This is a genomic window from Streptomyces sp. NPDC037410 (genome assembly GCF_055602235.1).
In genome coordinates, this window is the sequence record NZ_JBVJWR010000032.1 from 1 (window position 1) to 24,587 (window position 24,587).

General features: G+C 67.1%; 17 protein-coding genes and 1 pseudogene. 16 read left to right on the plus strand and 2 right to left on the minus strand.

Going from position 1 to position 24,587, the window contains the following annotated elements:
- The first annotated feature begins 202 nt into the window (after positions 1-202).
- The 4 genes from ACZ7HT_RS34505 (at position 203) to ACZ7HT_RS34520 (ending at position 8,111) form a co-directional block, all read left to right on the plus strand.
- Positions 203-331: a hypothetical protein gene (locus ACZ7HT_RS34505; protein WP_471173354.1), complete on the plus strand. Its 129-nt coding sequence runs from the start codon at positions 203-205 to the stop codon at positions 329-331.
- Positions 332-941: 610 nt separating this feature from the next.
- Positions 942-4,145 carry a DISARM system SNF2-like helicase DrmD gene (gene drmD / locus ACZ7HT_RS34510; RefSeq protein WP_471173355.1) on the plus strand — a complete coding sequence of 1,068 codons (3,204 nt, stop codon included), beginning with the start codon at positions 942-944 and terminating at the stop codon, positions 4,143-4,145.
- Entirely contained in the window at positions 4,142-4,468 is a 327-nt protein-coding gene (locus ACZ7HT_RS34515; protein ID WP_471173357.1) for a hypothetical protein, read from the plus strand. The genes drmD and ACZ7HT_RS34515 overlap by 4 nt, the downstream gene beginning before the upstream one ends.
- Positions 4,469-4,496: 28 nt before the next feature.
- Positions 4,497-8,111 (plus strand): DNA methyltransferase, encoded by a 3,615-nt coding sequence (locus ACZ7HT_RS34520; protein WP_471173359.1) that lies wholly within the window; start codon positions 4,497-4,499, stop codon positions 8,109-8,111.
- A 42-nt stretch (positions 8,112-8,153) separates the two neighbouring features.
- Here the strand turns inward: ACZ7HT_RS34520 and ACZ7HT_RS34525 are convergent, their stop codons facing one another.
- Positions 8,154-9,029 (minus strand): type IIL restriction-modification enzyme MmeI, encoded by an 876-nt coding sequence (locus ACZ7HT_RS34525; protein WP_471173362.1) that lies wholly within the window; start codon positions 9,027-9,029, stop codon positions 8,154-8,156.
- Positions 9,030-9,163: 134 nt separating this feature from the next.
- Here ACZ7HT_RS34525 and ACZ7HT_RS34530 point away from each other — a divergent pair, with 134 nt between their 5' ends.
- From ACZ7HT_RS34530 to drmC, 4 genes are all read left to right on the plus strand, one after another.
- The gene (locus ACZ7HT_RS34530; RefSeq protein WP_471173363.1) at positions 9,164-9,946 is read left to right on the plus strand and encodes a tyrosine-type recombinase/integrase; all 783 of its coding nucleotides are present in this window, start codon (positions 9,164-9,166) and stop codon (positions 9,944-9,946) included.
- Between the two features lie 202 nt (positions 9,947-10,148).
- The gene (drmA, locus tag ACZ7HT_RS34535; RefSeq protein ID WP_471173365.1) at positions 10,149-13,871 is read left to right on the plus strand and encodes a DISARM system helicase DrmA; all 3,723 of its coding nucleotides are present in this window, start codon (positions 10,149-10,151) and stop codon (positions 13,869-13,871) included.
- A complete protein-coding gene (gene drmB / locus ACZ7HT_RS34540; protein ID WP_471173367.1) occupies positions 13,868-15,895 on the plus strand; it encodes a DrmB family protein in 2,028 nt (675 codons plus the stop codon). The genes drmA and drmB overlap by 4 nt, the downstream gene beginning before the upstream one ends.
- Positions 15,888-16,622, plus strand: coding sequence for a DISARM system phospholipase D-like protein DrmC (drmC, locus tag ACZ7HT_RS34545; RefSeq protein ID WP_471173369.1), 735 nt, complete (start codon positions 15,888-15,890; stop codon positions 16,620-16,622). Before drmB ends, drmC begins: the two co-directional genes overlap by 8 nt.
- A gap of 82 nt (positions 16,623-16,704) precedes the next feature.
- Here drmC and ACZ7HT_RS34550 read toward each other — a convergent pair whose 3' ends face one another.
- Positions 16,705-16,884 (minus strand): helix-turn-helix domain-containing protein, encoded by a 180-nt coding sequence (locus tag ACZ7HT_RS34550; protein ID WP_471173372.1) that lies wholly within the window; start codon positions 16,882-16,884, stop codon positions 16,705-16,707.
- 275 nt (positions 16,885-17,159) lie between these two features.
- Between ACZ7HT_RS34550 and ACZ7HT_RS34555 the strand changes: the two are divergent.
- From ACZ7HT_RS34555 to ACZ7HT_RS34590, 8 genes and pseudogenes are all read left to right on the plus strand, one after another.
- A pseudogene (locus ACZ7HT_RS34555) lies at positions 17,160-17,300 on the plus strand (peptidase C39 family protein); the annotation flags it as partial.
- A 442-nt stretch (positions 17,301-17,742) separates the two neighbouring features.
- The gene (locus ACZ7HT_RS34560; RefSeq protein WP_471173374.1) at positions 17,743-18,201 is read left to right on the plus strand and encodes a hypothetical protein; all 459 of its coding nucleotides are present in this window, start codon (positions 17,743-17,745) and stop codon (positions 18,199-18,201) included.
- On the plus strand, positions 18,198-18,620 hold the full coding sequence (locus ACZ7HT_RS34565; protein ID WP_471173375.1) for a hypothetical protein: 423 nt from the start codon (positions 18,198-18,200) through the stop codon (positions 18,618-18,620). Before ACZ7HT_RS34560 ends, ACZ7HT_RS34565 begins: the two co-directional genes overlap by 4 nt.
- A gap of 303 nt (positions 18,621-18,923) precedes the next feature.
- Positions 18,924-20,309 carry a glutamate--tRNA ligase gene (gene gltX / locus ACZ7HT_RS34570; RefSeq protein ID WP_471173450.1) on the plus strand — a complete coding sequence of 462 codons (1,386 nt, stop codon included), beginning with the start codon at positions 18,924-18,926 and terminating at the stop codon, positions 20,307-20,309.
- Between the two features lie 165 nt (positions 20,310-20,474).
- Positions 20,475-21,647: an acyl-CoA dehydrogenase family protein gene (locus ACZ7HT_RS34575; RefSeq protein ID WP_471173377.1), complete on the plus strand. Its 1,173-nt coding sequence runs from the start codon at positions 20,475-20,477 to the stop codon at positions 21,645-21,647.
- 172 nt (positions 21,648-21,819) lie between these two features.
- Positions 21,820-22,320 carry a hypothetical protein gene (locus ACZ7HT_RS34580; protein WP_471173378.1) on the plus strand — a complete coding sequence of 167 codons (501 nt, stop codon included), beginning with the start codon at positions 21,820-21,822 and terminating at the stop codon, positions 22,318-22,320.
- Positions 22,321-22,419: 99 nt separating this feature from the next.
- Complete coding sequence (locus ACZ7HT_RS34585; protein WP_471173451.1) at positions 22,420-23,481, plus strand: Rv3169 family protein; 1,062 nt, start codon at positions 22,420-22,422, stop codon at positions 23,479-23,481.
- A 10-nt stretch (positions 23,482-23,491) separates the two neighbouring features.
- The gene (locus ACZ7HT_RS34590) at positions 23,492-24,583 is read left to right on the plus strand and encodes a phosphotransferase family protein (protein ID WP_471173380.1); all 1,092 of its coding nucleotides are present in this window, start codon (positions 23,492-23,494) and stop codon (positions 24,581-24,583) included.
- Positions 24,584-24,587 lie beyond the last annotated feature (4 nt).

The window sequence follows — 24,587 nt, forward strand, 5'->3', positions numbered from 1 at the left end:
CGGCTCCCGGCTCCCGGCTCCCGGCTCCCGGCTCCCGGCTCCCGGCTCCCGGCTCCCGGCTCCCGGCTCCCGGCTCCCGGCTCCCGGCTCCCGGCTCCCGGCTCCCGGCTCCCGGCTCCCGGCTCCCGGCTCCCGGCTCCCGGCTCAATTGTTTATTATATCCAGCGCCGTGCGGTGTGCCAATAAGCGGAAAGGGGAGTTTGTGGAGATCGCCACCCCGGCTGGTGGCGAGGGCCAGGTCGAACTTCTGGGAAATAGCCGTATTCCATGGGATATTGAGCATGCCTCGGGAAGTCAGGAATTCTGCCGTGCCGCCGTCGAGCGCGGATGACTCGGTACAGGTGAAAACGACTTGGATCCGCTCATCGCCGGAAAATATGGCGAGTAGGTCAACAAGTCGGGTGGCCGACGTGATGTTGTGTACGACGCCGAGCACCCTCCGGAGTGGCTTGACTGTCATCCATCGGTCAGCATCAGCCCTCAGAGGCAATGGTAGACGGCCTGTACTTTCCATTTGCAAGCTCCGCCCTTAAGTCCCCAAGTCTGCTCGTCCGCGACGGCTCTCACCCTAACCATTGGCCCTCAGGCTCTGCTGCGACGCCTCCAGGCATCGAAGCCGATCCCGACCCTGACCCTGACCCGGCATGCCACTACGAGGCTGCGATGCACCGTCCGCGAAAGCCGGCCCGGCTGGTACGCGGCGTCGCGCGCCCTGCGGGTGATGAGGGCGTCCATGCTCGCCCCCCGGCTGTGACCGCTGGACGGCAGTAATCGAGATCCGGAGGAACCTATTCCGGTGGGGCGTATACGAGGGACTTGCAGAAGGGCGGACCCGGTTCGGGGATACTGGTCGTTCGTGATCTCCCATCGCATGTGACAGCGTGGTGTGCCCAGGTGATCACGCTCCGGCAATGACGGCGTTGGTGAAGGAGTCTGCCCAGGTGGCGACCACGACGGAGTACCCGCAGGGATCGGCGAGCAGCACCCTGAGCACGGCGGCTATTCCGCCAATTCCGGAGCCGGGGCAGGTCGTCAAGGTCCGGGGCTCCACCTGGGCCGTGTCGGATATCCAGAAGCAGGGCTTGCCCCGCAGCCCCGCCGACGAGGGAACGCCGGGCCTGACCCATGTGGTCAGCTTGCAGTCGCTGGACGAGGACCGGCTTGGGCAAGAGTTGACGGTGGTCTGGGAGCTGGAGGTCGGCCATACCGTCGCCCCCAACCAGGGACTTCCGGAGACCGTGCGAGCCGAGGCGTTCGACGACCCGAACTCCCTCGCCGCCTTCGTGGACGCGGTCCGCTGGGGTGCGGTCACCTCAGCGGACGCCAACTCCTACCAGGCGCCCTCCCGCAGCGGTGCGAACGTGGAGGCGTACCAGCTGGTGCCCCTGAGTCGCGCTCTGCAGTCTTCGCGTACAAACCTGCTGCTGGCAGACGACGTCGGTCTGGGCAAGACCATCGAGGCTGGCCTCGTCGTGCAGGAGCTGCTGTTGCGGCACCGTGCGCGGTCCGTGGTGATCGTCTGCCCCCCGAGCCTCTCGTTGAAGTGGCAGGACGAGATGCGGGAAAAGTTCGGCCTCGATTTCGTCATCGTCAACAGCGAGCTGATGGCCAAGGTACGACGGAGCCACGGGCTGAACGCCAACCCCTTCCGGCTCTTCCCCCGCGTGATCGTGAGCATGGCGTGGCTGCCCTCGCTGCGGGCGCAGCGCCTGTTGCGCGACGTGCTGGCGGACGTGCGCAGCGCGGGCACGGCCAAGCGGTACGCGTTCGATGTGCTGGTGGTCGACGAGGCGCACCACGTGGCGCCGGCCAGCCCGACAACGGCACCGGGGCAGCGCGGCTACGCGGTGGACAGCAAGCGGACGACGGCGACGATGAAGCTCGCTGAGGCGTGCGAGCATCGCCTGTTCCTGAGCGCGACGCCGCACAACGGCTATTCGGAGTCGTTCACGGCCCTGCTGGAGATGATCGACGGCCGTCGGTTCACCCGCGGCGCGAGCATCGACGAGCGCGCGCTGAAGGAGGTGATGGTGCGGTGGCTGAAGACCGACCTGCCGGACAAGGGGTTCAAGACCCGGAAGCTGAAGCCCCTCTCCTTTACGCCGTCCGAGGAGGAGCAGCTGCAGTTCGCGAAGCTGGAGCGGCTCCTGGCGGACAGTGCCCGGGCGAACGGCAAGGGTTCGGGTGGTGACATCGTCGCCATGCTGCTGAAGAAGCGTTTCCTGTCCAGCCCGTGGTCGTTCGCCCGCACCCTTGAACTCTACGAGGACACGGACGGCGGCCACCGGCAGTTCCGGCTGGACGACGAGGACGCGTACTACACCGAGGTCCTGGGCAGCGGCCAGTCGGACGAGGAAGAGGGCGCTGCCGAGCACCCCGAGTTCACCGCGTTGCGCCAGTCCAAGGGCTCGGCCGCTCTGGCCGCAGCCACCGGCAGCGAGATCGCCTCGCTCATCGAGTGGGGGCGCAGGTACGAGTACAAGCCGGACTCACGGCTGGAAGAGCTGCTGACCTTCCTTGCCGCAGTCTGCCGGCCAGACGGTACCCACTGGACCAACGAACGCGTCGTGGTGTTCACGGAGTACGCGGCCACCCTCGAATGGATCGAGCGCGTCCTACGGCAGCGCGGCTACGACGACGTACTGGAGGTCATCCAGGGCTCGACCCCGACCGAGGAGCGGGAGAAGATCCGTGCCCGCTTCACCGAGAGCCCCGACAAGCACCCGGTCCGCATCCTGCTCGCCACCGACTCCGCCGGCGAGGGCATCGACCTGCAGACCTACTGCCACCGCCTGGTCAATTTCGACATCCCCTTCAATCCGTCCCGCCTGGAACAGCGCATTGGCCGCATCGACCGGTACGGGCAGACGAAGAACCCGGAGATCTTCCACTTCGTGTCGGTCTCCAGCTCTACGACGTACGACGCGGACATGAAGTTCATGGGGATCATCGCGACCAAGGTCGGACAGGCCACCAAGGACCTCGGCAAGGTCAACCAGGTCATCGACGCCGAGGTGCAGGAACACTTCGCCCCCACCCGCACGACGCGCAAGGCCCGACCGACCGCACAGGACGACGGCAACGAAGTGATCACCCGCGTGCTGGCCGGCGGGATGGAGCTGAACCGTCAGCTCACCCGCATGTCGGAGACGTACGACGAGCACAAGGCCGCCATGCACCTCACGCCCGCGAACGCACGCCGCGTGGTGGACACCGCGCTCACCCTGACCGCCCAGCCCCCGCTCGTGGAGATCGGCGACGATCGCACTGAGGCACAGGTCTTCGAGATCCCGAACCTCGGCCGCTCCTGGCAGCCAGCCCTGCGCGGTCTGGACACCCGCCTGGAGCCAGGGGTCCCGCGCCCCATTACCTTTGACGACCAGGCCGCCCAGCAACGCACCGACCTGGTCCACATCCACCTCGGGCACGCCCTCATGCAACGCGCCACGCGCACCCTGCGCTCCGCACTGTTCAGCACGGACTCCCCAGTCAACCGGGTCACCGCCGTCATCGCCCCCGGTCTTCCCGAGTCCTGTGTCGCCGCCGTCTCCCGACTCGTCCTCGTCGGACGCGGCGGGCTGCGCCTGCACGAAGAGGTGTTCCTCACCGGCGTCCGGCTACGCGGGCAGACACTTGCCGAGTCCAAGGTCGAACAGGTCCTTGACGAAACCCTCGACTCCGCCGACTTGCTCCTGGCCGATGAAAAGGTACGGACTCACCTCGCCGACCAGTGGAACGACGACGGCTCCCGACTGCGTACACGCCTGCTGACCGCGATGGAACGCAAGAGCGCCAGCCGACAGGAGAAGGTCACCGAGGCACTCACCCAGCGCCGGGACTCCGACATCAAGCGAGCCCACGAGATCTTCGAAGCCTTCCGGCTCAACCTCCGCGACTCCCGCGACCGCCTTGAGCATGCCATCCGCGCCGAGGAAGAACTGCTGTTCACCGACGACCAACAGAAGCAGCGACGCCGGGACCTGCACCACATGAACGAGCGCCTCGACAGCCTGGATGACGAGGAGGCACGCGAGGTCGCCTCGATCCAGGAGCGCTACAGCGACATCAGGCCGTACGTGTCCGCCGCCGCGGTCGTGTTCGCCCTCACCCCTGAAGACGCGAAGAACGGAATGGTCCAGGCATGAGCCGTCGCAACCTCCCGACCGCCGCCGACCTGCACCGCGCCTGGCTCGAACTCGTCGAAGCGGACGGTCCCTTCCTCGCCGTCCCTGCCCTGGAACGCGTCTACCCCCAGGGGATCCCTCAGCCCGCCCCCCAGGCACTCGACGCCATCAAGGACGCCAAGCCCGCCTTCGAGAAGGCATGGGAAAACTGGGACGAGAACCCGGGCGACAGAGCAGCTCTCGACCTCTACCGCGAGGCCCGCGACACCTGGGTCGGCCTCGTGCTGCGCCAGGGCCTGCGCTGGGGCCCCTCCTACACCCGTTCCCGCCCCGGCCGCCGCTGAGGTCCGCTCACCCGACTACGCCGTCACCGTGTGCGCCGACGGCGCTCTGGTACACGGAGATGCGATCGGCGCTCTCGTCCTGATCACTGACCCCACGGACTCCCTGCACGACCCGCTCACCGACGGCTGGTCGGCCAGCCCCATCGATCGCATGGAAGAGCTGCTGCGCGCCTCCGATGTCCCCCTGGGCGTCGTCACCGACGGTCGCTGGTGGGCGATCGTCAGCGCCCGCCCCCAGACCATGGTTGCCTCCGGCATCGTCGACGCCCAGACCTGGATCGAAGAGCCGCAGACCCGTAACGCCTTCATTGAGCTCCTTCAGCGCCGCCGCCTGATCGGCGGCAAGCAGCAGGATCGGCTGACCGAACTGTTCGGAGAATCCGTCACTGCTGCCGAGAAGATCACCGAAGCGCTCGGAACCCAGGTCCGGCGTGCCGTCGAACTGATCGTTCAGGCCCTCTCCGAAGGCGCCCTGGAAGCACAACGGCGAGGCGAGCCCGACCCCCTGCCGGCGGCAAGGGGCGAGGTCTATGAGGCCGCCGTCACCGTCATGATGCGCGTCGTCTTCCTACTCTTCGCCGAAGAACGCGGGCTGTTGCCACAGAGCCGCCTCTTCGCCATGGGATACGGCATCAGCGACGAACTCGACCTGCTTGACAGCCGCGAGAATGATGAAGGTGAACAAGCCCTCGACGCCACATTCCTGACCTGGCACCGACTCCTCGCCACCTCGCAGGCTCTCTACCAGGGCGCGAGCTTCGAGGACCTGCGTCTACCTGAGTACGGCGGCTCCCTGTTTGACCCGGCTCGCTTCCCCTTCCTCACCGCGTGCGACTCACAGGACACCCTGGCCATCACGGTCAGCGACCGCGTGATGCTCGAAGTTCTGCGCGCCGTCCAGATCGCCCAGCTGACCGGCGGAGCACGACGAATTTCCTTCCGCGACATCGACGTCGAACAGATCGGCTACATTTACGAAGGACTGCTCGGCTACTCCTGCGAACCCGCCGAAGAGATCATCGTCGGTCTGATGGGCAGTGCGGGATCCGAACCTGAGATCCCCCTCACCATCCTCGAAGAGCTCAGCCAGGCCAGTCGCACCGAGACTGCGCTGGCCGAGGCGATCCTTGCCTGGATCAAGCAGCACCAGCCGGCCGCGAAGCCGTCCAGAAAAGCTGCCCTCATCAAGGCGCTGAAAGCGGGCAACACCCTCGACGACACCGAGATCGCCCTGCGCGATGTCACCGACGACCCCGGACTGCGCGACCGGCTGCGCCCGTACATCGGAATCATCCGCCGCGACCTGCGCAACCGACCATTGGTGGTCGAGCCTGGTGGCGTTCTGCTGGTGGAGACTCCCTCGCGCGCCTCAGCGGGCGCGCACTACACACCCCGCTCGCTGGCCGAGGATGTCGTCCGGCACGCCCTGGAACCTCTCGTCTACTCGCCCGGGCCGAACCAAACCTCGGACCAAGCCGCATGGCGCCCAATCGACCATGATCAGCTCCTCGACCTGCGCATCGCCGACATCGCCTGTGGATCGGGCGCGTTCCTCGTGGCTGCGGCACGGTACCTTGCCGACCGGCTGGTCGAGGCATGGCAGCGTGAGGGTGCGGTGTACGGAAGGACACCGCACGACCTCCACGTCCACGCGATAAGGACCGTTGTCGCTACGTGTCTTTACGGCGCCGACATCAACGGCATGGCCGTGGAGATGTGCAAGCTGTCGCTGTGGCTGGTGTCGCTTGATCCGAAGCTCCCGTTCTCGTTCGTCGACGACAAAGTGCTGCACGGCAACGCGCTGCTCGGTCTGGCTGACGCCAACCAGCTGCGCAGCCTCCACATTGACCCCACTGCGGCCGGCAATCAGTTCAGCATCTTCTCTCTGGACGTGGACGACATCCTGGATCAGGCGCGTCGTCTGCGTCGTCGGCTCGCCACGGAGGTCGATGACAGCGACCCGCAGCGCTCGGCCGCCACCAAGCGCCGTCAGTTCCGTCGGTACCAGGAACTGACGGCGCAGCTCGCCGATGTCGCGGATGGGGTGATCGCAGCCGGGCTGCGGTGGGGCGGCAAGCCCGGTAGGCAGCTGAAGGCCGCGTACGACGATCTGCGCCTCGCGGTGGAGATGGCGTACCCGGCCGATGGCGGGGAGGCGGACCGGAGGATGCTCGACGGAATCAAGCAGGCCGGGCTCACACCGACGGTGACGACGGACTACGAGCGGTGGAAGCCACTGCACTGGCTTCTAGCCGTACCGGACGTGATGGAGCGGGGTGGGTTCGATGCGATCATCGGCAACCCGCCGTTCCTGGGAGGGCAGAAGCTCACCGGTGCCATGGGTACGAATGTTCGCGATTGGTTCGTCGCCGTGATCGCGAGTGGCCGCAAGGGCAGCGCCGACCTTGTCGCCTACTTCGCGCTCCGGGCTCATCAGCTCCTTGCTGCTCGGGGCAACACGGGCCTCATCGCTACAAACACGTTGGCCCAGGGCGATACACGTGAAGTGGGCCTGGACCAGATCACTGGTAGTGGCGTCGAGATCCGACGTGCCATCAAGAGCGCGCCGTGGCCGTCTTCTTCAGCTGCGCTCGAGTACTGCGCGGTGTGGACCAGCAAGGAGCAGCTCCCATCTGAAGCAGGACGCGTCTTGGACGGCGAGAAGGTAGCCGGTATCACCTCCTCACTCGACCGCAAGTCCCGAGTCGAGGGCCGGCCGTTCCGGCTGGTAGCCAACCGCGGTAAGTCCTTCCAAGGATCCAATGTCTTGGGTAAGGGTTTCATCTTGGAGCCCGAGCAGGCCCACGAGCTGATCGAGCGGGACCCCCGTAACAAGGACGTGCTCTTCCCCTACCTGAACGGCGAAGACCTCAACTCACGGCCCGACTGCTCCGCGAGCCGGTGGGTGGTCAACTTCCACGACTGGTCCGAGGAACAGGCGCGGAGCTACCCCGAAGTATTCAACATCATCGAGCATCTCGTGAAACCCGTACGAGCGCAGAACAGCCGAGCCGCTCGTCGGGAACGTTGGTGGCAGTTCGCCGAGCGCGCTCCGAAGCTGTATGAGGCCATCCGGGAGCTTGACCGTGTCCTGGTGGTAGCTCTCGTCAGCAGAACGGTGATGCCAACTTGGACGTCCAGTCAGCAGGTCTTGGCTCACAAGCTCTGCGTCTTCACGGTAGATGGGGACGAGCATCTTGCCTTCATGGCCAGCTCGTTTCACACGAGCTGGGCATGGCGAAACTCGTCGACAATGAAGGCAGATCTAAACTACTCACCTTCCGATGTGTATGAGACTCTTCCGCATCCCAAATTTAGTCCCAACCTCAGGGGGCAGGGTGCAGCTCTGCATCGACTTCGAAATGAGCTTGCGATGGAACGCAGTGAGGGCCTAACGAAGCTTTACAACGCTTTCCATGACCCCGCCATCACTGATGCCGGAATTCGGGCCTTGCGAGAAGCGCATGAACTCATTGATTACGCGATCGCAGATCTGTATGGCTGGTGCGACCTGGATATTCAGCACGACTTCCACGCCACGAGAAATGGCACTCGCCGCACTCTTGGTGACGCCGTAAATGCCGAGATCCTTGACCGATTGCTTGAGCTAAACCATGAGCGTCATCGCGCGGAGTCGGACTAGCGAATCAATCCCTCACGACGCTTGAAAGATGCCTGGCGATGCTCATGCCTCACTCTGGTTGCACGCATGGTTGAGCTCCAACAAGCGGTCAAGGATCTCCGCTTGCGTGGCGCCGACAAAAGCACGACGGGCTCCCCTCTTCCCCTGATGGAAGGTGTATTCGAGGTCGAGATCGCCCCACCCGTAAGCTTTCACCACAGCCTCATCGATGCGGGCGTGAATATCTCGCAGCTGGCCAATTTCCCCATCAATGACAGCAGGGTCATGAAATCTGTTGTAAAGCTTCGTCAAGCCGAGGTCATGTTCAAGCATAATTGAGGATCGAGACTCGTCCAGGAGAGAGCCCAGCTCGGCCAGGTCATTCATCCCCGAGGAGGGTGGGTTTGGGAATGTTTCGAAAACATCGGATGGCGTATAGCGCAGGTCTCCTTTAAGGCTGGACCCCCACGTGCTCGCCCACAAGTAATGAATGCCACTACTGAGTAGCGCGAGGTTCGATGCGGTATTACTCGCAAAGATCACAGCGGTTTCGCTAATTACCTGACCAGTTGGGGCGAAGACCGGGAGACACGTCTTGCTGACGCGTGCTACCACCAGGACGCGGTCGAGATCAGAGATGATCGAGTACAACTCAGGGCGGCGGCGCTCATACTGCCACCACTTCTCCCGAGCGTTCTTGCTGTGAGTGACCTTGAGTCTCACAGGTTTCACGAGGTGCTCGATGATGTTGAATACTTCGGGGTAGCTCCGCGCCTGTTCCTCGGACCAGTCGTGGAAGTTGACCACCCACCGGCTCGCGGAGCAGTCGGGCCGTGAGTTGAGGTCTTCGCCGTTCAGGTAGGGGAAGAGCACGTCCTTGTTACGGGGGTCCCGCTCGATCAGCTCGTGGGCCTGCTCGGGCTCCAAGACGAAGCCCATACCCAACACATACGACCCGATGAACGATTTTCCCTGGTTGGCTACCAGCCGGACGCGAATTCAGTTATCGTATGACTAGTTTTCTGGGGTCACTGTCAGGAATAACCGTTGCGCGGGCTGTCAAGGATCGCGGCATGGTGATCGAAAGGTACGTCGCGGCCCAGCGCGCGGATGGCTACGCCGCCAACACCATCCGTGCCCGAGTGAACTGCATCAAGGCGATCGCCAGACATTCGGGTCTGCTGCCTGAAGCAATCTGCGCAGAGCACGTCCAGTCGTACTTTTCTACTCGTCCGCTGACGAGCTGGACACGGCGTACCTACCTCAACCACCTCGCATCTTTCGGAAAATGGCTCGGTAAAAATCTCATCGATGGGCTTCGGAAGCCGCCGGCGCCTCGTGCCACGCCGAACCCCATCGCGGAGTGCGACCTCAAGGACCTGCTGCGCACGACGCGGCGTGATCACCGAGCGTGGGTGCTGCTTGGCGCCTTCTGTGGGCTTCGTGCGCATGAGACTGCCAAACTGGCTGCCGAAGACCTGCAGGACAGCAGTGACGGGCAAACGCTCCTGCGCGTAGTGGGCAAGGGCGGGCGGACTGACGTTGTCCCAGTGCCGCCCGTGGTCCTTGCCGCACTGAACCGCAAGGGGAGCGGGCGATTTTGGCCCGACCTTCGGCCTGAAAAGGTCTCGCGCTCCATCTCCAGGGTCGCCGCGGCCATGGGGATGAAGATGCGGTATCACCAACTTCGTCACCGCTTCGGGACTGCTGTCTACCGAGCATCCGGGCAGGACCTGCTCCTGACCCAGAGACTCATGCGTCATGCGTCTCCTGCGACCACCGCCGGTTACGCGGCGGTTGCTGACGACCGTTTCCAGGAAGTCGTGCGAGACCTTCCTGGAGCTCTTGCACTGTGATGGTGATCGCTTGGCCGACGGCTGAGGGTGCGGTGTCTGGGGTAGCCGGAACGGATCCCGAAGGACGGGATGAGGTTGTGGTCGCTCACAAAAGCGGTGGGAACCGTTGCAGTAGGCTTCGGCTGGCCCTTGATGTGGAGCAAGGAGCAATCCGAGCTGGCTCTGGACGGGCTGACACTGACCTGGGCGAGGAGAAAACTGCGTGAGTGTCCCCCACCCCACATTCGATTCGTCCTACTCGCTCTCCTTCGAGCCGGACGGGCGCTCCTGGACGGCCCGCGAGAACCTGGCCGACATCCTGGAGCGAGAGCTTCTCGGCCCGGCGAACGGCCCGGATGAGATCCTCGAAGGTGTCCCGGACTCGGCGTACCTGATCGGTCGGATAGCACCGGTACGCCTTACCGCCGGCCAGGACGACCCCGGCGAAGCAGGGGCGGACGACGCCGCGACGGATGTGGGCGACGCTGTGGATGCCGCCGAGAGCCGGGGTGTACCCCTTACCGCCGTCGATGACAGCAGCGCCAGCTCTGATGAGGATGAGGTCGAGGACCAGCCGCAGAAGCGCGGGCTCATGATCCCGGCATCGATGGGGTTGCGCCTTCAGATCCCGGACGATCTGGACGAGTTCAGAGTGACCGCATCGTGGGGCACGTACGAGCCGGTGAAGGAGAAGCGGGGGGAGGGGGCTGGGATCGGTGAAAACGTAGCCGCCTCGGCTCTTCGTCGCTTCCAGCGAACCCCGCATGCCTTCACGAAGGCGATCAAGGTCGCCGACCTGGTGCCTTCCCGTACGACCGAGATCGTACTCAAGGACAAGGTGCTGCTCCGGATCGACCGATACGACGACTCCGAGCGCGGCTGCCGGCTGATCGAGGTGGCGTTGTGCAACGACCGGGAGACACCTAGGAAGATCCCGGTCGAGGCGTGGCTGTACCAGACCAAGCTGTCGGTGTCGGCCGATGGCGCTGAGGTGTTTCTGCCGGTCAACGACGTACTCCTCGACACGCGAGAGGAGCAGGACGACGAACTGCGGCGACTGCGGTTGCAGTACCGCAACCGCCTCGAGTTCGCCCACGGTCGGACCTGCTCGGTGGACTGGAAGGTGGCCGAGGGGGCGCGGCGAGCCAGCGAGGTCTGGACTACATGGCTGCCGGTGAGCGAGACACCGCAGACTGCCGCCGAGGAGATCGGCGCCGCCTTGCTGGATATGCGCAAGCTCCAGGAAGCGTCTGCCGAGGAGCTGCGTACGGGGCTTGAGCCGATCGTCGCCGGCTACACGGCCTGGTTGGACGGCGAGGAGCGGAGGGCCGAGGCACTCCCCGAACACCTGCGATCCGAGGGTCTGGACGCAGTTGACGAAGCGCGTCGGGTACAGCACCAGCTTGAGGATGGTCTGCAACATCTCCTTGAGGACGAAGAGGCGCTGCGCTGCTTCCGGTTCATGAACCGGGTGATGGCCGATCAGCGTGTGCAGTCGCAGGTCGCGGAGCGGCGTGCGAGTCGGCCGGAGGAGAGCATCGAGGAGGCCCGTGAGGCAATCCTCGCCGAGAAGGGGACCCTGGCGCATTCGTGGCGCACCTTCCAGCTTGCCTTCGTGCTCATGCAGCTGCCGATGCTGTCCGACCCGGCGGCCGAGAAGCGGTCGGGGGATCTGGCCAGAGCGCAGCTGCTGTTCTTCCCGACCGGTGGTGGCAAGACGGAGGCGTACCTCGGGCTTGCCGCGTACACCTTCGCCATCCGCCGTCGCCAGGGCGTAGTGAACGCCTTCGACGGTCCGCTGGACGGACGGTCCGGAGTCGCCGTCCTCATGCGGTACACGCTGCGCCTGCTCACCGCCCAGCAGTTCCAACGGGCCACCGCCCTGGTGTGCGCGGCGGAGCTGGCGCGGCGCGATGATGAGGTGATGTGGGGGGAAGAGCCGTTCCGGATCGGGCTGTGGGTGGGTACCGATGTGAGCCCGAAGCGGTACGACGAGGCTGCCGAGCAGTTGCAGAAGGCGCATGGGGGTCGTGGCTATCGGCTGACGGTGCTGCAGATCCAGCGCTGCCCGTGGTGCGGGACGCGGGTCGAGGCACGCGATGTGCGCACGGAGCCCATCCTGCGTCGGGTGTACGTGTACTGCGGTGACGAGCTGGCTGACTGTCCGTTCGCCGATGGTGGCGAGGTCCCGGAGGGGCTGCCTGTTCTCACGGTGGACGAGGAGATCTACCGGCTCGCGCCTGCCTTCGTCATCGCGACCGTGGACAAGTTCGCCCGCCTTGCGAGGGAAGGGGAGGCCGCCTCGCTGTTCGGGCACGTCTCGCGGCGCTGCGAACGGCATGGTTTCGTGCATCCCGACTACCAGCAGTGCGACATCAAGGACGGCAACAAGCATCCGAAGAAGGACGGCCGGCCGGCGGCCCCTGTCCACCCGGTCACGCGGCTACGTCCCCCGGATCTCGTCATCCAGGACGAACTGCACCTGATCACCGGAGCGCTCGGCACGACAGTGGGCCTCTTCGAGGTGGCCATCGACGTGATGACCGACTGGCGGACGAAGGACGGAAACCCGGTGCGTCCGCTGCTCGTCGCCTCCACGGCCACTGCCCGAAACGCTTGGGAACAAGTGCGCGCGCTGTACGGGCGCGACGTCACCATCTTCCCGCCGCAGGTCCTGGACGCAGGGAACACATACTTCTCCAAGGAGATCCCGGTCTCCGAGAAGCACCCGGGCCGCCGGTACATCGGGATCAGCACGACCGGGGTCCGCCTGACCACGGCGGAGATTCGAGTCGCCGAGGTGCTCCTGGCCGGCGGGCAACTGCTTCTCGACCGTTTCGGACGCGCGGCCGATCCGTACATGAGCCTGGTCGGGTACTTCAGTGCCACTCGCGAACTCGCCGGTATGGCCCGATACATGAGCGACGACATCCAGACCGCACTCGCTAAGGGCCGGCCGTGGTCGAAGCTCCCGCGTCGCACCGGCACCGATTATGGTTCGCTGCACGTCGCCGAGCTGACCTCGCGTGTGGCCAGCGCGGACATCACCGCGACCCTGGATCAGATGGCGACGGCGTTCGACCCGGGCTTCGACTCCACCGCAGGCAAGAGGAACCGGCGCGCCCTGCGGGAGGCGAAGAAAAACGAACCCACGCGTGAGGTCAATCCGTACGACGTGGTCCTGGCCACCTCCATGCTCCAGGTGGGTGTGGATGTCACCCGCCTCGGTCTGATGCTCGTGGTCGGACAGCCGAAGAACACAGCGGAGTACATCCAGGCGTCCTCCCGTGTCGGCCGTACCGCGGACCGGCCAGGCCTGGTGGTCGCGCTCGGGAACTGGGCGCGACCGAGGGACCTCGCCCACTTCGAGCAGTTCCGCCACTACCATGAGACGTTCTACGCCCAGGTGGAGGCGCTGTCCGTGACGCCGTTCTCGGTGACCTCCATGGAGCGTGGTCTGGACGGAGTGCTGGTCAGCGCCGCCCGTGTCCTGCAGGCCGCCAAGGCCGGCCACGGCCAAGGACTGTCCCCAGAGGACGGGGCGGCCCGTATCGAGGCCGAGCAGCACTTCGCGGGCGAACTCGTCGACGCGTTGGTCCGCCGTGTTGTGCGGGCCGGTGGCGAGGACGCCGCCCACCGTGCCCGCCTGCGTCTGGAGAACCGGCTCGACCAATGGGGCAAGCGACGCAAGAGCCTCATGGAGGACCGTAAGTCGTTGGTGTACGAGAGGGTTCTGGACGACGGCCGGCACGACGCGCTGATGATGAGCGCGGAGAACGCCAAGGCGGGCATCGACGCCCGAGATGCCGCGCCGTTCGTCGTGGCGAACTCGATGCGCGAGGTACAGCCAGAGATCAACCTTCTGGTGAGCCCGATCAAGGAACGACTCGTGTACCGCGCACCCGACCATGCCCCTCAGTGGAAGATGCCGGAGGACAACTCGTGAGTGACGAGACGCGCTTCGTCTACGACGTCGCCCACGCAGTGGACCCGCTGGGCGACCTGGAGCAGGAGGCGGACAAGGCCACCAAGCACAACCGTGCCAAGGTCGGTTCGGCCCGCCCCTCCTCCCTGCTCTATACCTATGGTCCCGGCGCGATCATGGACCTGCCGCAGTTCACGATCATGCCGACCGGTCTGGACGATTGGGACCGCATCTGGCGACGCCGTGATTCCGCGCCTCCGCAGATCCATGCTCCGCGTCTGCGTGACGTGGTTCGGATGATGCTGCGCTCGCCCGACGTGCAGCTGCGGCCTTTCCCCTGGCAGCCGAAGAAGTACAGTCGGTCTGCCGAAGGTAACGACCTCGGAGTCCCGTCTCGGGTTTTCCCGCAGTGGCTTCGGTGCACGGGCTGCGACATGCTCGGACTGCTTGCCCAGTTCGACTACCGCAACACGCATCCTTTCCGAACCGACTTGGCGGTCTTTGAGCATGCGAAGTGCACAGGTCGGGCAGGGTCCGGCACCCGCAAGGCGATGCGCCGCACCGCCATCCCAGCCCGGTATCTGCTGGCCTGTGTCGACGGCCACCTGGACGAGTTCCCGTACGACTTGTGGGTGCATCACGGGCAGCGATGCAGCAAGGCGGAACTGCCCGCTCTGAAGATGGTCGACCGGACCGCCGGTAAGGGCGCCTCGGCCGTCATCCACTGCGCGTCCTGTGACATGCGGCGACCGATGAACGAGGCCCAGGGCGAGGCCGGCAGGGCGAAACTTCCGCAGTGCCGAGGTCGCCACCCTCACTTGGACGCGTTCGAGCCCAAGGGTTGTCGTAACGAGACCCGCTTGATGCTCGTCGGCGCCTCCAACCTGTGGTTCCCGGCCACTCAGTCGATCATCGTGATGCCGGAGTCTCAGGAGGAGAAGGAAAGTGACCTGGCCGACCGGGTCCGCACCGCCCTCGGCGACAAGCTCGCTAAGTACCGCCACAACCTGGACATGATTCGGGACCTTCTCGACGACCGCGTCGACGTCACCGCCATGCCCGACTACGACCTGGAACAGGTCCTCCAGGCGGCCTCCGCTCCGACTGACACTCCCGAGGAGCAGGAGGAGAAGCTCCGTGATTGGGACCCGGTCGACCTCCTCGTCCCCGAATGGCGATACCTGCTGCGCGACATCGTCGGCGCCCGCGTCGAGAACCCCAAGAGCGGACTCACCCTCTCCACCCGTGATCGGGGCGACGCCCTGCAACCAGAGATCACCCGTGTGCTCGCGGTCGAACGCCTCCGCAAGGTGAATGCCTTGGTCGGCTTTACCCGCATCGACGACATGGACCGCGTCGGTGACCTCCCGCGCCGCCTGGCCCCGCTGACGCGTACGTCCCGGCCGAGCTGGACCGTGGCCACCGAGGACCGGGGCGAAGGTATCTTCCTCCAACTCGACGAGAAAGCCGTCGCCGCGTGGGAAGAGCGCGTCCTGGACACCCACCTGTGGGAGCTCCACCGCAAGGCACACGAGAGGAACTTCAAGCGTCGCTTCTCCGAGACCGCCGACCAGGTCCATCCCGACACTCGCTTGAAGCCCCCGCGCTACTGGCTCGTCCATACCTTCGCCCACATCCTCATCCGCGAACTCGCCCTGACCTGCGGATACTCGGCCGCCAGCCTCAGCGAGCGCCTCTACGCATGGCCCGCAGCCGAAGGCCGCGACCCTGCGGCTGGTCTTCTCATCTGCACCACCGCCTCAGACAGCGACGGCACCCTCGGCGGCCTCGTACAGCTCAGCGAGCCCACGCGCCTCCAACAGGTCGTCAGCAGCGCTCTGCGGAAGGCCGCACGCTGCTCCTCCGACCCCATCTGCTCCAAGCGCACCCCACAGGACCCCGAGGATTTCCTTCACGGCGCCGCCTGCCACTGCTGCGTCATGGCCTCGGAGACCTCCTGCGAGCGCGCCAACCGCTTTCTGGACCGCCGTTTCCTTCTCGACCTGCCTGGCAGTGACCTCGGCTTCTTCCAAACCCATGAGTGACGCTGACGCGCCACGGCAGCTCGGTCGGCTTCTGACCGGAACCGAGGCCAAAGACATAGCGGACCGCCTGGCCGACGGCGACACCTTGACCACTGCACTCAAGGTCGTCGCGGCCGGCCATCGAGCAGAGGTCCGGCGCCTGCTGGAGACGATGGGGCGAGACGCCGGAGCGATACACCAGCAGATATGCGTCCTACGGGCGATCGAGGGTGCGCGGGCTCTTCCGGCAGCCCTGTCGCCGCTGTGGACCATGCCTGGACATCTTGCTCAGAGCGGACCCCTTACCACTTCGGTCACCCGACTCGTAGACAGTGCCCGGCACGCGATCACCTGCTCAACCTTCAACTTCCAGCGCAGCTCGGCGCTCTGGACGTCACTTCGGACGGCCGCGCAGCGTGACAGCGTAGCCGTCTGCGTCTACATGGACACCCGGGCCGCTGAAGGCCACGGACCGTACGCGCCTCCCTCGACCGCAGAGGTAGCGGCGCACCTGGCCCCGGCCAGGGTATGGCGTACCAAGGAATTCGACGGCGGCTACGTCCGTAACCACGCCAAGTTTCTTGCCATTGACCACCATCTCCTGCTGGTCACCAGCGCGAACTTCTCTTGGAGCGCCGAGAATAGTAACGTTGAGTTCGGCGTTCTTATCGATAACCCAAGTCTCACCGAAGCCGTCGAGCGTGAGCTGTGGGAGGCGCGAGGGGCTCTATATGAACAGGTCCCTTGATCGGTGGGGCTCTGTTCGTGTCAGTCGAGAGTGTGCGCTCGGCGTGTACGGGGTTTGGGATCCCGAGTTCTGAATTTCGCGATTATGCGACCATTCGGCATCGTTCTTCCAGCCATTTACGGACCTCCGTCGGTGAGAACCGAAGCTGTTGGCCTACGCGAAAGCTCGGCAGTTCCTCCTTGAGATGGTTGTCGTACACCCAAGAAGTGGGCTTCCCGAGATATACGGCAAGCGCCTTGACGTCCCACATCGGCTCACTCATGAGTATTCCTCTACGCTTGCTTCAGCTGTTTGCGAGGACGGTAGTGAGGAAGGGCGGCCGCGCCAAACGGGTGGAGGCCGGCCGGGCGACGAGGGCCCCGGAGTCAGCACCGATCCAGCACGACGCACCCGAACGGACCGGAACGGACGCCGGCGGAAGTCAGCACCAGGTCAGCACGAGCGCATCCGCGCTCGATTTGCCTCGCGCGGTCCGCGCCTCTGACCTGCATGTTTGCGCAGGAGGGTGCCGCATGGTAAGTGGCGCCCTCCCATTTGGAGAACATCTGGCTCCGCACCAAGCGCTACGACGCAAACGGCAAGGTCAGAAGCGGTACGGGCGGTGTCTGCTACGTCTACTGGCCGGCCAGACCCACACCGAGCCAGCAGCGCGCGCTGCAGGCGCTCGGCCTGGTGTGAGCATGTGCGGCCCGACGGTCGTCTCGACGACCTGACGGCAGCACTCCTGGCCGTCCTGCGTGAGGTGGCCGTACCGGTCCACCGTGACCTTGATCGAACGATGTCCGAGCCAGCGAGACACCTCGTGAATGGACACCCGTTGGGACAAGCTCGCCTGGGGCGGCTGCGTCCGGCGTCGACCAGGTGCGCCCAGAAGATCGCCCCCGAGCGAAGCCCCTGCCCCGTGTGTGCACCCATGCTGGCGGATGTCCTGAAGCCGGGGACGCCGATATCGTGGTCCATCCCCGACGGGCCCGGCTCGGGCTCTCTCCTCTACAACACGATCCGGGCGTTCGGAGGAAGGTCCTCCTTCAGCGCCGCCGATCAGCAGGGCGTGCGTCGGGACGAGGCGGACCCGTTCGCGACATCCGCCGCAGCCCACCGGAAGAAGTGAGGAAAATCCATGACCGAGTACGGATTCCCCCGTGCTTCCGATGACGTCCTCGCCATTCGAACCGAGTTGGCCGAGCAGGTCGTCCAGGCACTCGGGAGTGCCGGCCTGCCCGCCTTCCGCGAAAGGGATTCCGGCAGCGTAGACCGGTCGGGCGCGGTGGTCCACATAGATCCTGACGCCGAGACGGCTTCCGCGGCTGTGTCCGTGGGGTGGAGGTGCGACGTCGGCCTGCTCCGGGCCGCCGTCGACTCCCTCGCCTCCGGAAGCCCTGCTGACGCCCCGGCCGTCCGGTTGCCCGGAGCGATCGCTCTCCATATGCAGGGTGCGCTGATCAGAATCCTTTTGTCGGCGGGGATCATTGCCACCCCTGAGAACGACGAAACGAACCCGGAACACGTCCTGGTGTTCGGGCAGGTGTCCGACCTGCCCCCCGGACTGCGACCCACTTTCGTTCCACCGGGCGCATGAGGGACAACGAGTTCAACTTGCCCCCCAAGGCCACGCCAGAAGTCCTCGCCGAGTGGAACGAGCTGGCCGACCAGGTCTGCCGTGAACTGGCCCGGGCAGGACTTCCCGCCCGTCGAGTCGACCTCGACGGTGGCGCGCTGGAGAGGCCCGGTGCGGACGTTCATGTGGACCGGATTCTCGAAGGCGGGGTGTACGTGGACTGGCGGACGGACGCGGAATTGCGGACCGCTGCCCTCGAACTCTTCGAGAAGGGGATCGGCTACGCGGATCCACCTCCGGTCGTGCGCCACCACCGGGACATTCACAAGATCATGCAGGGCGCCTTGTTGGGAATCCTCGCCTCGGCCGGATTCCAGGTCGAGAAACCGGATCCGCACGCGCACGGAAGTGCGGTGTACGTGAAGGGTCTGCGACCCTGATCTCTGCTTGTCGGGCCTGACGGCTCGATGAAAAGGAAACCCCGCCGGCGACCCCGGCGGGGTTTCTTCGTCGTCCTCGCTCGACGGGGCCAGGCTCCCGCGAGGGGCCGGAGTCAGCGCCGTCTGCTACCTCTACTGGCCGGCCAGACCCACACCGAGCCAGCAGCGCGCGCTGCAGGCGCTCGGCCTGGATTGATTACGTTGCCGGGGGCGGGGTGATCCGGAGGGGCGGGCGGCATCGGTACCGTGGGGCGCATGTCTACTCCTCCGGTTCGTGTTCGTTTCGCCCCGTCCCCGACCGGCATGTTCCATGTCGGTGGTGCGCGGTCCGCTCTCTACAACTGGGCGGTGGCGCGACAGTCCGGCGGCACCTTCGTGCTGCGGATCGAGGACACCGACACGGCGCGGAACAAGCCGGAGTGGATCGACGGGATCGTCAACGCGCTCGCGGCCATCGGTATCGATGGTGGGGACCCGGCCTTCGAGGGGCCGTATTTCCAGTCGCACAACGCCGACCGGCACCGTGACGCGGCTCTGCGGCTCTTCGCGGCCGGGCGGGCGTACTACTGCGACTGCACCCGGGAGCAGTTGAAGGAGCGCACCGGGTCGGATCACCTCGGGTACGACGGGTTCTGCCGGGAGCGCGGGCTGGCCTTCGAGGAGGGGCGGGCGCTGCGGTTCCGTACGCCGGACGAGGGCGAGACCGTCGTGGTCGACCTCGTGCGCGGGGAGCCGGCGTTCCCGAACAGCGCGATCGAGGACTTCGTGATCGCCCGTGGCGACGGGTCCCCGGTCTTCCTGATCGCGAATGTGGTCGACGACCTGGACGAGGGCATCACGCAGGTCATCCGCGGCGAGGAGCACCTGTCGAACACGCCGAAGCAGCAGCTGCTGTGGGAGGCGTTCGGCGCCGAGCCGCCGGTGTGGGCGCATCTGCCGGTGATCGTGAACGAGAAGCGGCAGAAGCTGTCCAAGCGCCGTGACAAGGTCGCGCTAGAGGCCTATCTCGCCGAGGGGTTCCTGCCCGAGGCGATGGTGAACTACCTCATGCTCCTGGGCTGGGGCCCCGGCGACGACCGGGAGATCATGCCGCACGAGGAGCTGGAGCAGCTCTTCCGTATCGAGGACGTCAACACCGCGCCGGCCTTCTTCGACGTGAAGAAGCTGACGGCGTTCAACGGCGACTACATCCGCGCGCTCTCGCCTGAGCAGTTCGCCAACGCCTGCGCGCCGTGGCTCGTCGCCCCGTACGCGCCGTGGGGCCCGGAGGCTTTCGACAAGGACGTCTTCGAGGCGGCGGCGCCCCTGGCCCAGACCCGGCTGGCGCTGCTGTCGGAGATCACCGGTTACGTGGACTTCCTGTTCCTCGACGAGCCGGTCCGGGACGAGGCGTCGTGGAACAAGGCGATGAAGGCCGGCGCCGAAGGCGTCGTGTCCGACGCCCGTGCCGAGCTGGCCGCCGTCGCGGACTGGAAGGCGGACGACCTGAAGGCCGTCCTGCTCGCCGTCGGCGAGAAGCACGGCCTCAAGCTCGGCAAGGCCCAGGCGCCCATCCGGGTCGCGGTCACCGGCCGGACGATCGGACTCCCGCTGTTCGAGTCCATGGAGCTGCTCGGCCGTGACCGCGTGCTGGCCCGTCTCGATGCCGCCGCCAGGGTGTTGTCCGTCGACGACGAGGCGTCCCGGTAGGCCGAAGGATGCCTCTGCCCTCGGCCGTGACGGTGGCAGGCCCCATCGGAGCCGTTGAACCGGCAACCGTGTGCATCCCCCGCGGCCGTGTGATCCTCCGGTACGGAACGGGCATACTCCCCCCGATCGCCGCGCCCCGCGCCCGGCAGGGAGGAGCGTCCGGCCATGGCCGACAGCACCGCGGACGGCGTGGAACGCCGACTGCCCACCGACGAGGCCCGGGAACTGCTCTCCCTCGTGCGGGACATCGCCCGGCGGGAGATCGCCCCGCACGCCGCGGAGGAGGAGGCCGCCGGCCGCTTCCCCCGTGAGGTGTTCGCGCTGCTCTCCCGCTCAGGGCTGCTCGGACTGCCGTACGACCCCGAGTACGGCGGGGGCGGTCAGCCGTACGAGGTCTACCTCCAGGTCCTGGAGGAGCTCGCCGCCGCCCGGCTCACCGTCGGGCTCGGGGTGAGCGTCCACAGCCTGTCCTGCCACGCGCTCGCGGGCTACGGCACCGAGGAGCAGCGGGCCGCGCACCTGCCCGCGATGCTGGGCGGCGGGCTCCTCGGCGCGTACTGCCTCTCCGAGCCCTCGGCCGGTTCGGACGCGGCGGCCCTGCGGACCCGCGCCGTCCGGGAGGGGGACGCGTGGGTGGTCGACGGCACCAAGGCCTGGATCACGCACGGTGGGATCGCGGACTTCTGCACGGTCATGGCCCGGACCGGCGGACCGGGCGCGCGCGGCATCACCGCCTTCCTGGTGCCGGGGGACGCGCCGGGGCTGAGCGCCGCCCCTCCCGAGCGGAAGATGGGCATGAAGGGCTCCCCGACCGCGCAGCTCCACTTCGACGGGGTGCGCGTCGGCGACGACCGTCGGCTCGGCCGTGAGGGGCAGGGATTCGCGATCGCGCTCGACGCCCTGGACTCGGGGCGGCTCGGCATCGCCGCCTGTGCCGTGGGTCTTGCCCAGGCGGCCCTGGACGAGGCCGTGGCGTACGCGAGGGGGCGCCGCCAGTTCGGCCGTCCGATCGCCGACTTCCAGGGGCTCCGCTTCCTGCTCGCCGACATGGCGACCCGGATCGAGGCGGGCCGGGCGCTGTACCTGGAGGCGGCGCGGCTCCGGGACGAGGGGCGGGCCTTCGGCCGGTGCGCGGCCATGGCGAAGCTCTTCTGCACGGACGCCGCCATGCAGGTCACGACGGACGCGGTGCAGGTGCTCGGCGGCTACGGCTACACGGCGGACTTCCCCGTGGAGCGGTATCTGCGCGAGGCGAAGATGCTCCAGATCGTCGAGGGGACCAATCAGATCCAGCGCGTGGTCATCGCCCGTCACCTGGTCGGACCAGAATCCCGCTGACGCGTACGGTGCGGTCCGCCCAGACCGGTCCGGCGGCCAGCCGGGTCCACTCCTGGTCCCGGTGACCGGGCAGCGTACGGCCCTGGCTGGCCCAGAGGGAGAGCACGTCCCGGTAGATGGGCGGGTCGGCGGGGGCGGGGGGCTTCACCTGCATCTGAGGCTGGGCCTGCCCGTGCAGCTGACCCTGCCCGTGCATCTGGGCCTGTGCCTGAGTCTGCCCGTGCAGCTGACCCTGCCCGTGCATCTGGGCCTGTGCCTGAGTCTGCCCGTGGACCTGGGCCTGCCCGTGCATCTGGGCCTGTGCCTGAGTCTGCCCGTGGACCTGGGCCTGCCCGTGCATCTGGGCCTGTGCCTGGATCTGCCCGTGGGCCTGCGCCTGCATCTGCCCATGTACCTGGGTCTGTCCGTGCACCTGCGCCGGTACGGGGACGGGGGCCGAGACCGGCGCGGTGGCCGGTGCCGGCCTCGCCGCCGGGAGCGCCTGCGACTGAGGAACCGATTCTTCACCGCGCGGTTCGGCCTGCCGATGCCGACCGAGACCGCTGGGAGTGGTGTACAGCGTGGTCATGCCGGGACCAACGCGCCCCGGCGGCCGGGGTCACCGCCGAGCGGATTCGAGCGGCAGTTCGCCCGGTACCCGGTGCACGGCTCTGGCCCCCCGGACGGCACCTGACGTACCGTCAGATCCCACTCGCCGCTCAGGAGGTCAGCCGTGGACGACGACCGGCCCGTCGCGCTCGACGAATACCCCGTGCACCAGGCACCGCTCTCGATGAAGCACCACGTCAGCGGCGACCGGAACGCCTACGACCGGTGCATCTTCCACGTCTTCGACCACACCGGCCGTGCCCTGCTCATCGCCGGCCTCGGCGTCTACCCCAACACCGGGGTCGTCGACGCCTACGCCACCCTGCGCACCGGCGACCGGCTGCACGCCGTCCGCGCCTCCGACGCCCTCGGCGACGACCGGACGCACCTCTCCGTCGGGCCGCTGACCATCACCGTCGACGAGCCCCTCAAGCGCCTCGCCCTGCACTGCGCGGCCGACCCCGACGACCCGGGCGGGCTCTCCTTCGACCTCACCTGGACCGGCGACTTCCCCGCCGTCTGGGAGCCCCACCACACCCAGCGGCACGGCGGCAGGCTCACCCTCGAAGGCCGCCGCTTCGTCCAGGCCGGCCACTGCGCGGGCACCATCAGGGCCGGCGGCGAGGAGTTCGCCGTCACCGCGGGGGAGTGGACCGGCACCCGCGACCGCAGCTGGGGCGTGCGCCCCCTGCCCGGCGAAGAACCCGGCCGCGCCGCCGAGTTCCGCCCCGAGGGCTTCCACTGGCTCTGGATCCCGATGCGCTTCGAGGACCGCTTCCTCATGGTCATCGCCCAGGAGGACGCCGACGGCTACCGCACCCTCAACGAGGCCCTCCTCGTACGGAACGGCCGCCGTGACGCCCAACTCGGCTGGCCCCGCACCGAGATCACCTACCGCTCCGGCACCCGCCACCCCGAGCGGGCCACGGTCCACCTCACGGACCCGGCCGGAAAGCCCCTGGAGATCGGCGTCGAGATCCTCGCCTCCTCACCGCTGGCGGTCGGCGCCGGGTACCCGCCCGCCACCGACTGGCAGCACGGGACCTGGCAGGGCCGCGGCTGGACCGACCGCCGCGTCTACGACCTCTCCGACCCCGCGGCCCACCCCATGGCCGCCTACGGCGTCACCGACCACGCCGCCCGCTTCACCCTCGACGGCCGCACCGGCTACGGCATCTTCGAGCACGGCTCCTTCGGCCGCCACGACCCCAGCGGATTCGCCGACCACACCTCGACAGCCAACTGAGGAGGCCGATGTGGCCACCGCGCCCCGCCCCCGCACCACCACCCGCGACCCGGAGGAGCTCGGCAGGCGGCTCACCGCCTGGCTCGACCGGTACCTGCCCGGAGCCCGCGTCACCGGCCTCGCCGTCCCCGGCTCGAACGGCATGTCCAGCGAGACCCTGCTCTTCGACATCGACCACCCGGACGCCCCCGTACGCGGCTGCGCCCTGCGGCTGGCCGCCGACCCCGCCGCGTACACCGTCTTCCCCGTCTACGACATGGCGCGCCAGCACCGGGTCATGCGGCTCGTCGGCGAGCACACCGACGTCCCGGTGCCGCGCGTGCTCTGGCTGGAGGAGGACCCCGAACCGCTCGGCGCCCCCTTCTTCGTGATGGCCCGCGCCGAGGGCCGCGTCCCGCCGGACGTCATGCCCTACACGTACGAGGGGAACTGGCTGCACGCCGCCACCGACGCCGAACGCGACCTCCTGGAGGCCGAGTCCGTCTCCGTACTGGCCAGGCTGCACGACCAGTTCCCCGCGAAGGAGGCCGAGTTCCTGCTCCCCGAGGGCACCGGGAGCCCGCTGCGCCGGCACGTCGACGCCCAACGCGCCTACTACGCCTGGGTGGTGGAGGGACTCGCGCCCTCACCGCTCATCGAGTCGGCCTTCGCCCGGCTGGAGGAGCACTGGCCGGCCGACGAGGGTCCGGCCGTCCTCGGCTGGGGCGACGCGCGCATCGGGAACATCGTCTACGACGGCTTCACCCCCGCCGCCGTCCTCGACTGGGAGATGGCCTCGTACGTCCCCCGCGAGGTCGACCTCGGCTGGACGGTCTATCTGCACCGCTTCTTCCAGGACCTGACCGTCGGCTTCGGCCAGCCCGGGCTCCCCGGCTTCCTGCGGCGCGACGCGGTCGAGCGGCGGTACGCGGAACTGACCGGGCACACCCCGCGCGACATGGAGTTCCACACGCTCTACGCGGCGCTGCGGCACGCGATCGTGATGCTCAGGATCGCGTACCGCCAGGCCCACTTCGGAGAGGTCGAGGTGCCCGGCGACCCGGACGGCCTGATCCTGCACCACGCCGCGCTCGCGGCGATGGTGCGGGGAACCTACTGGTAGCGGA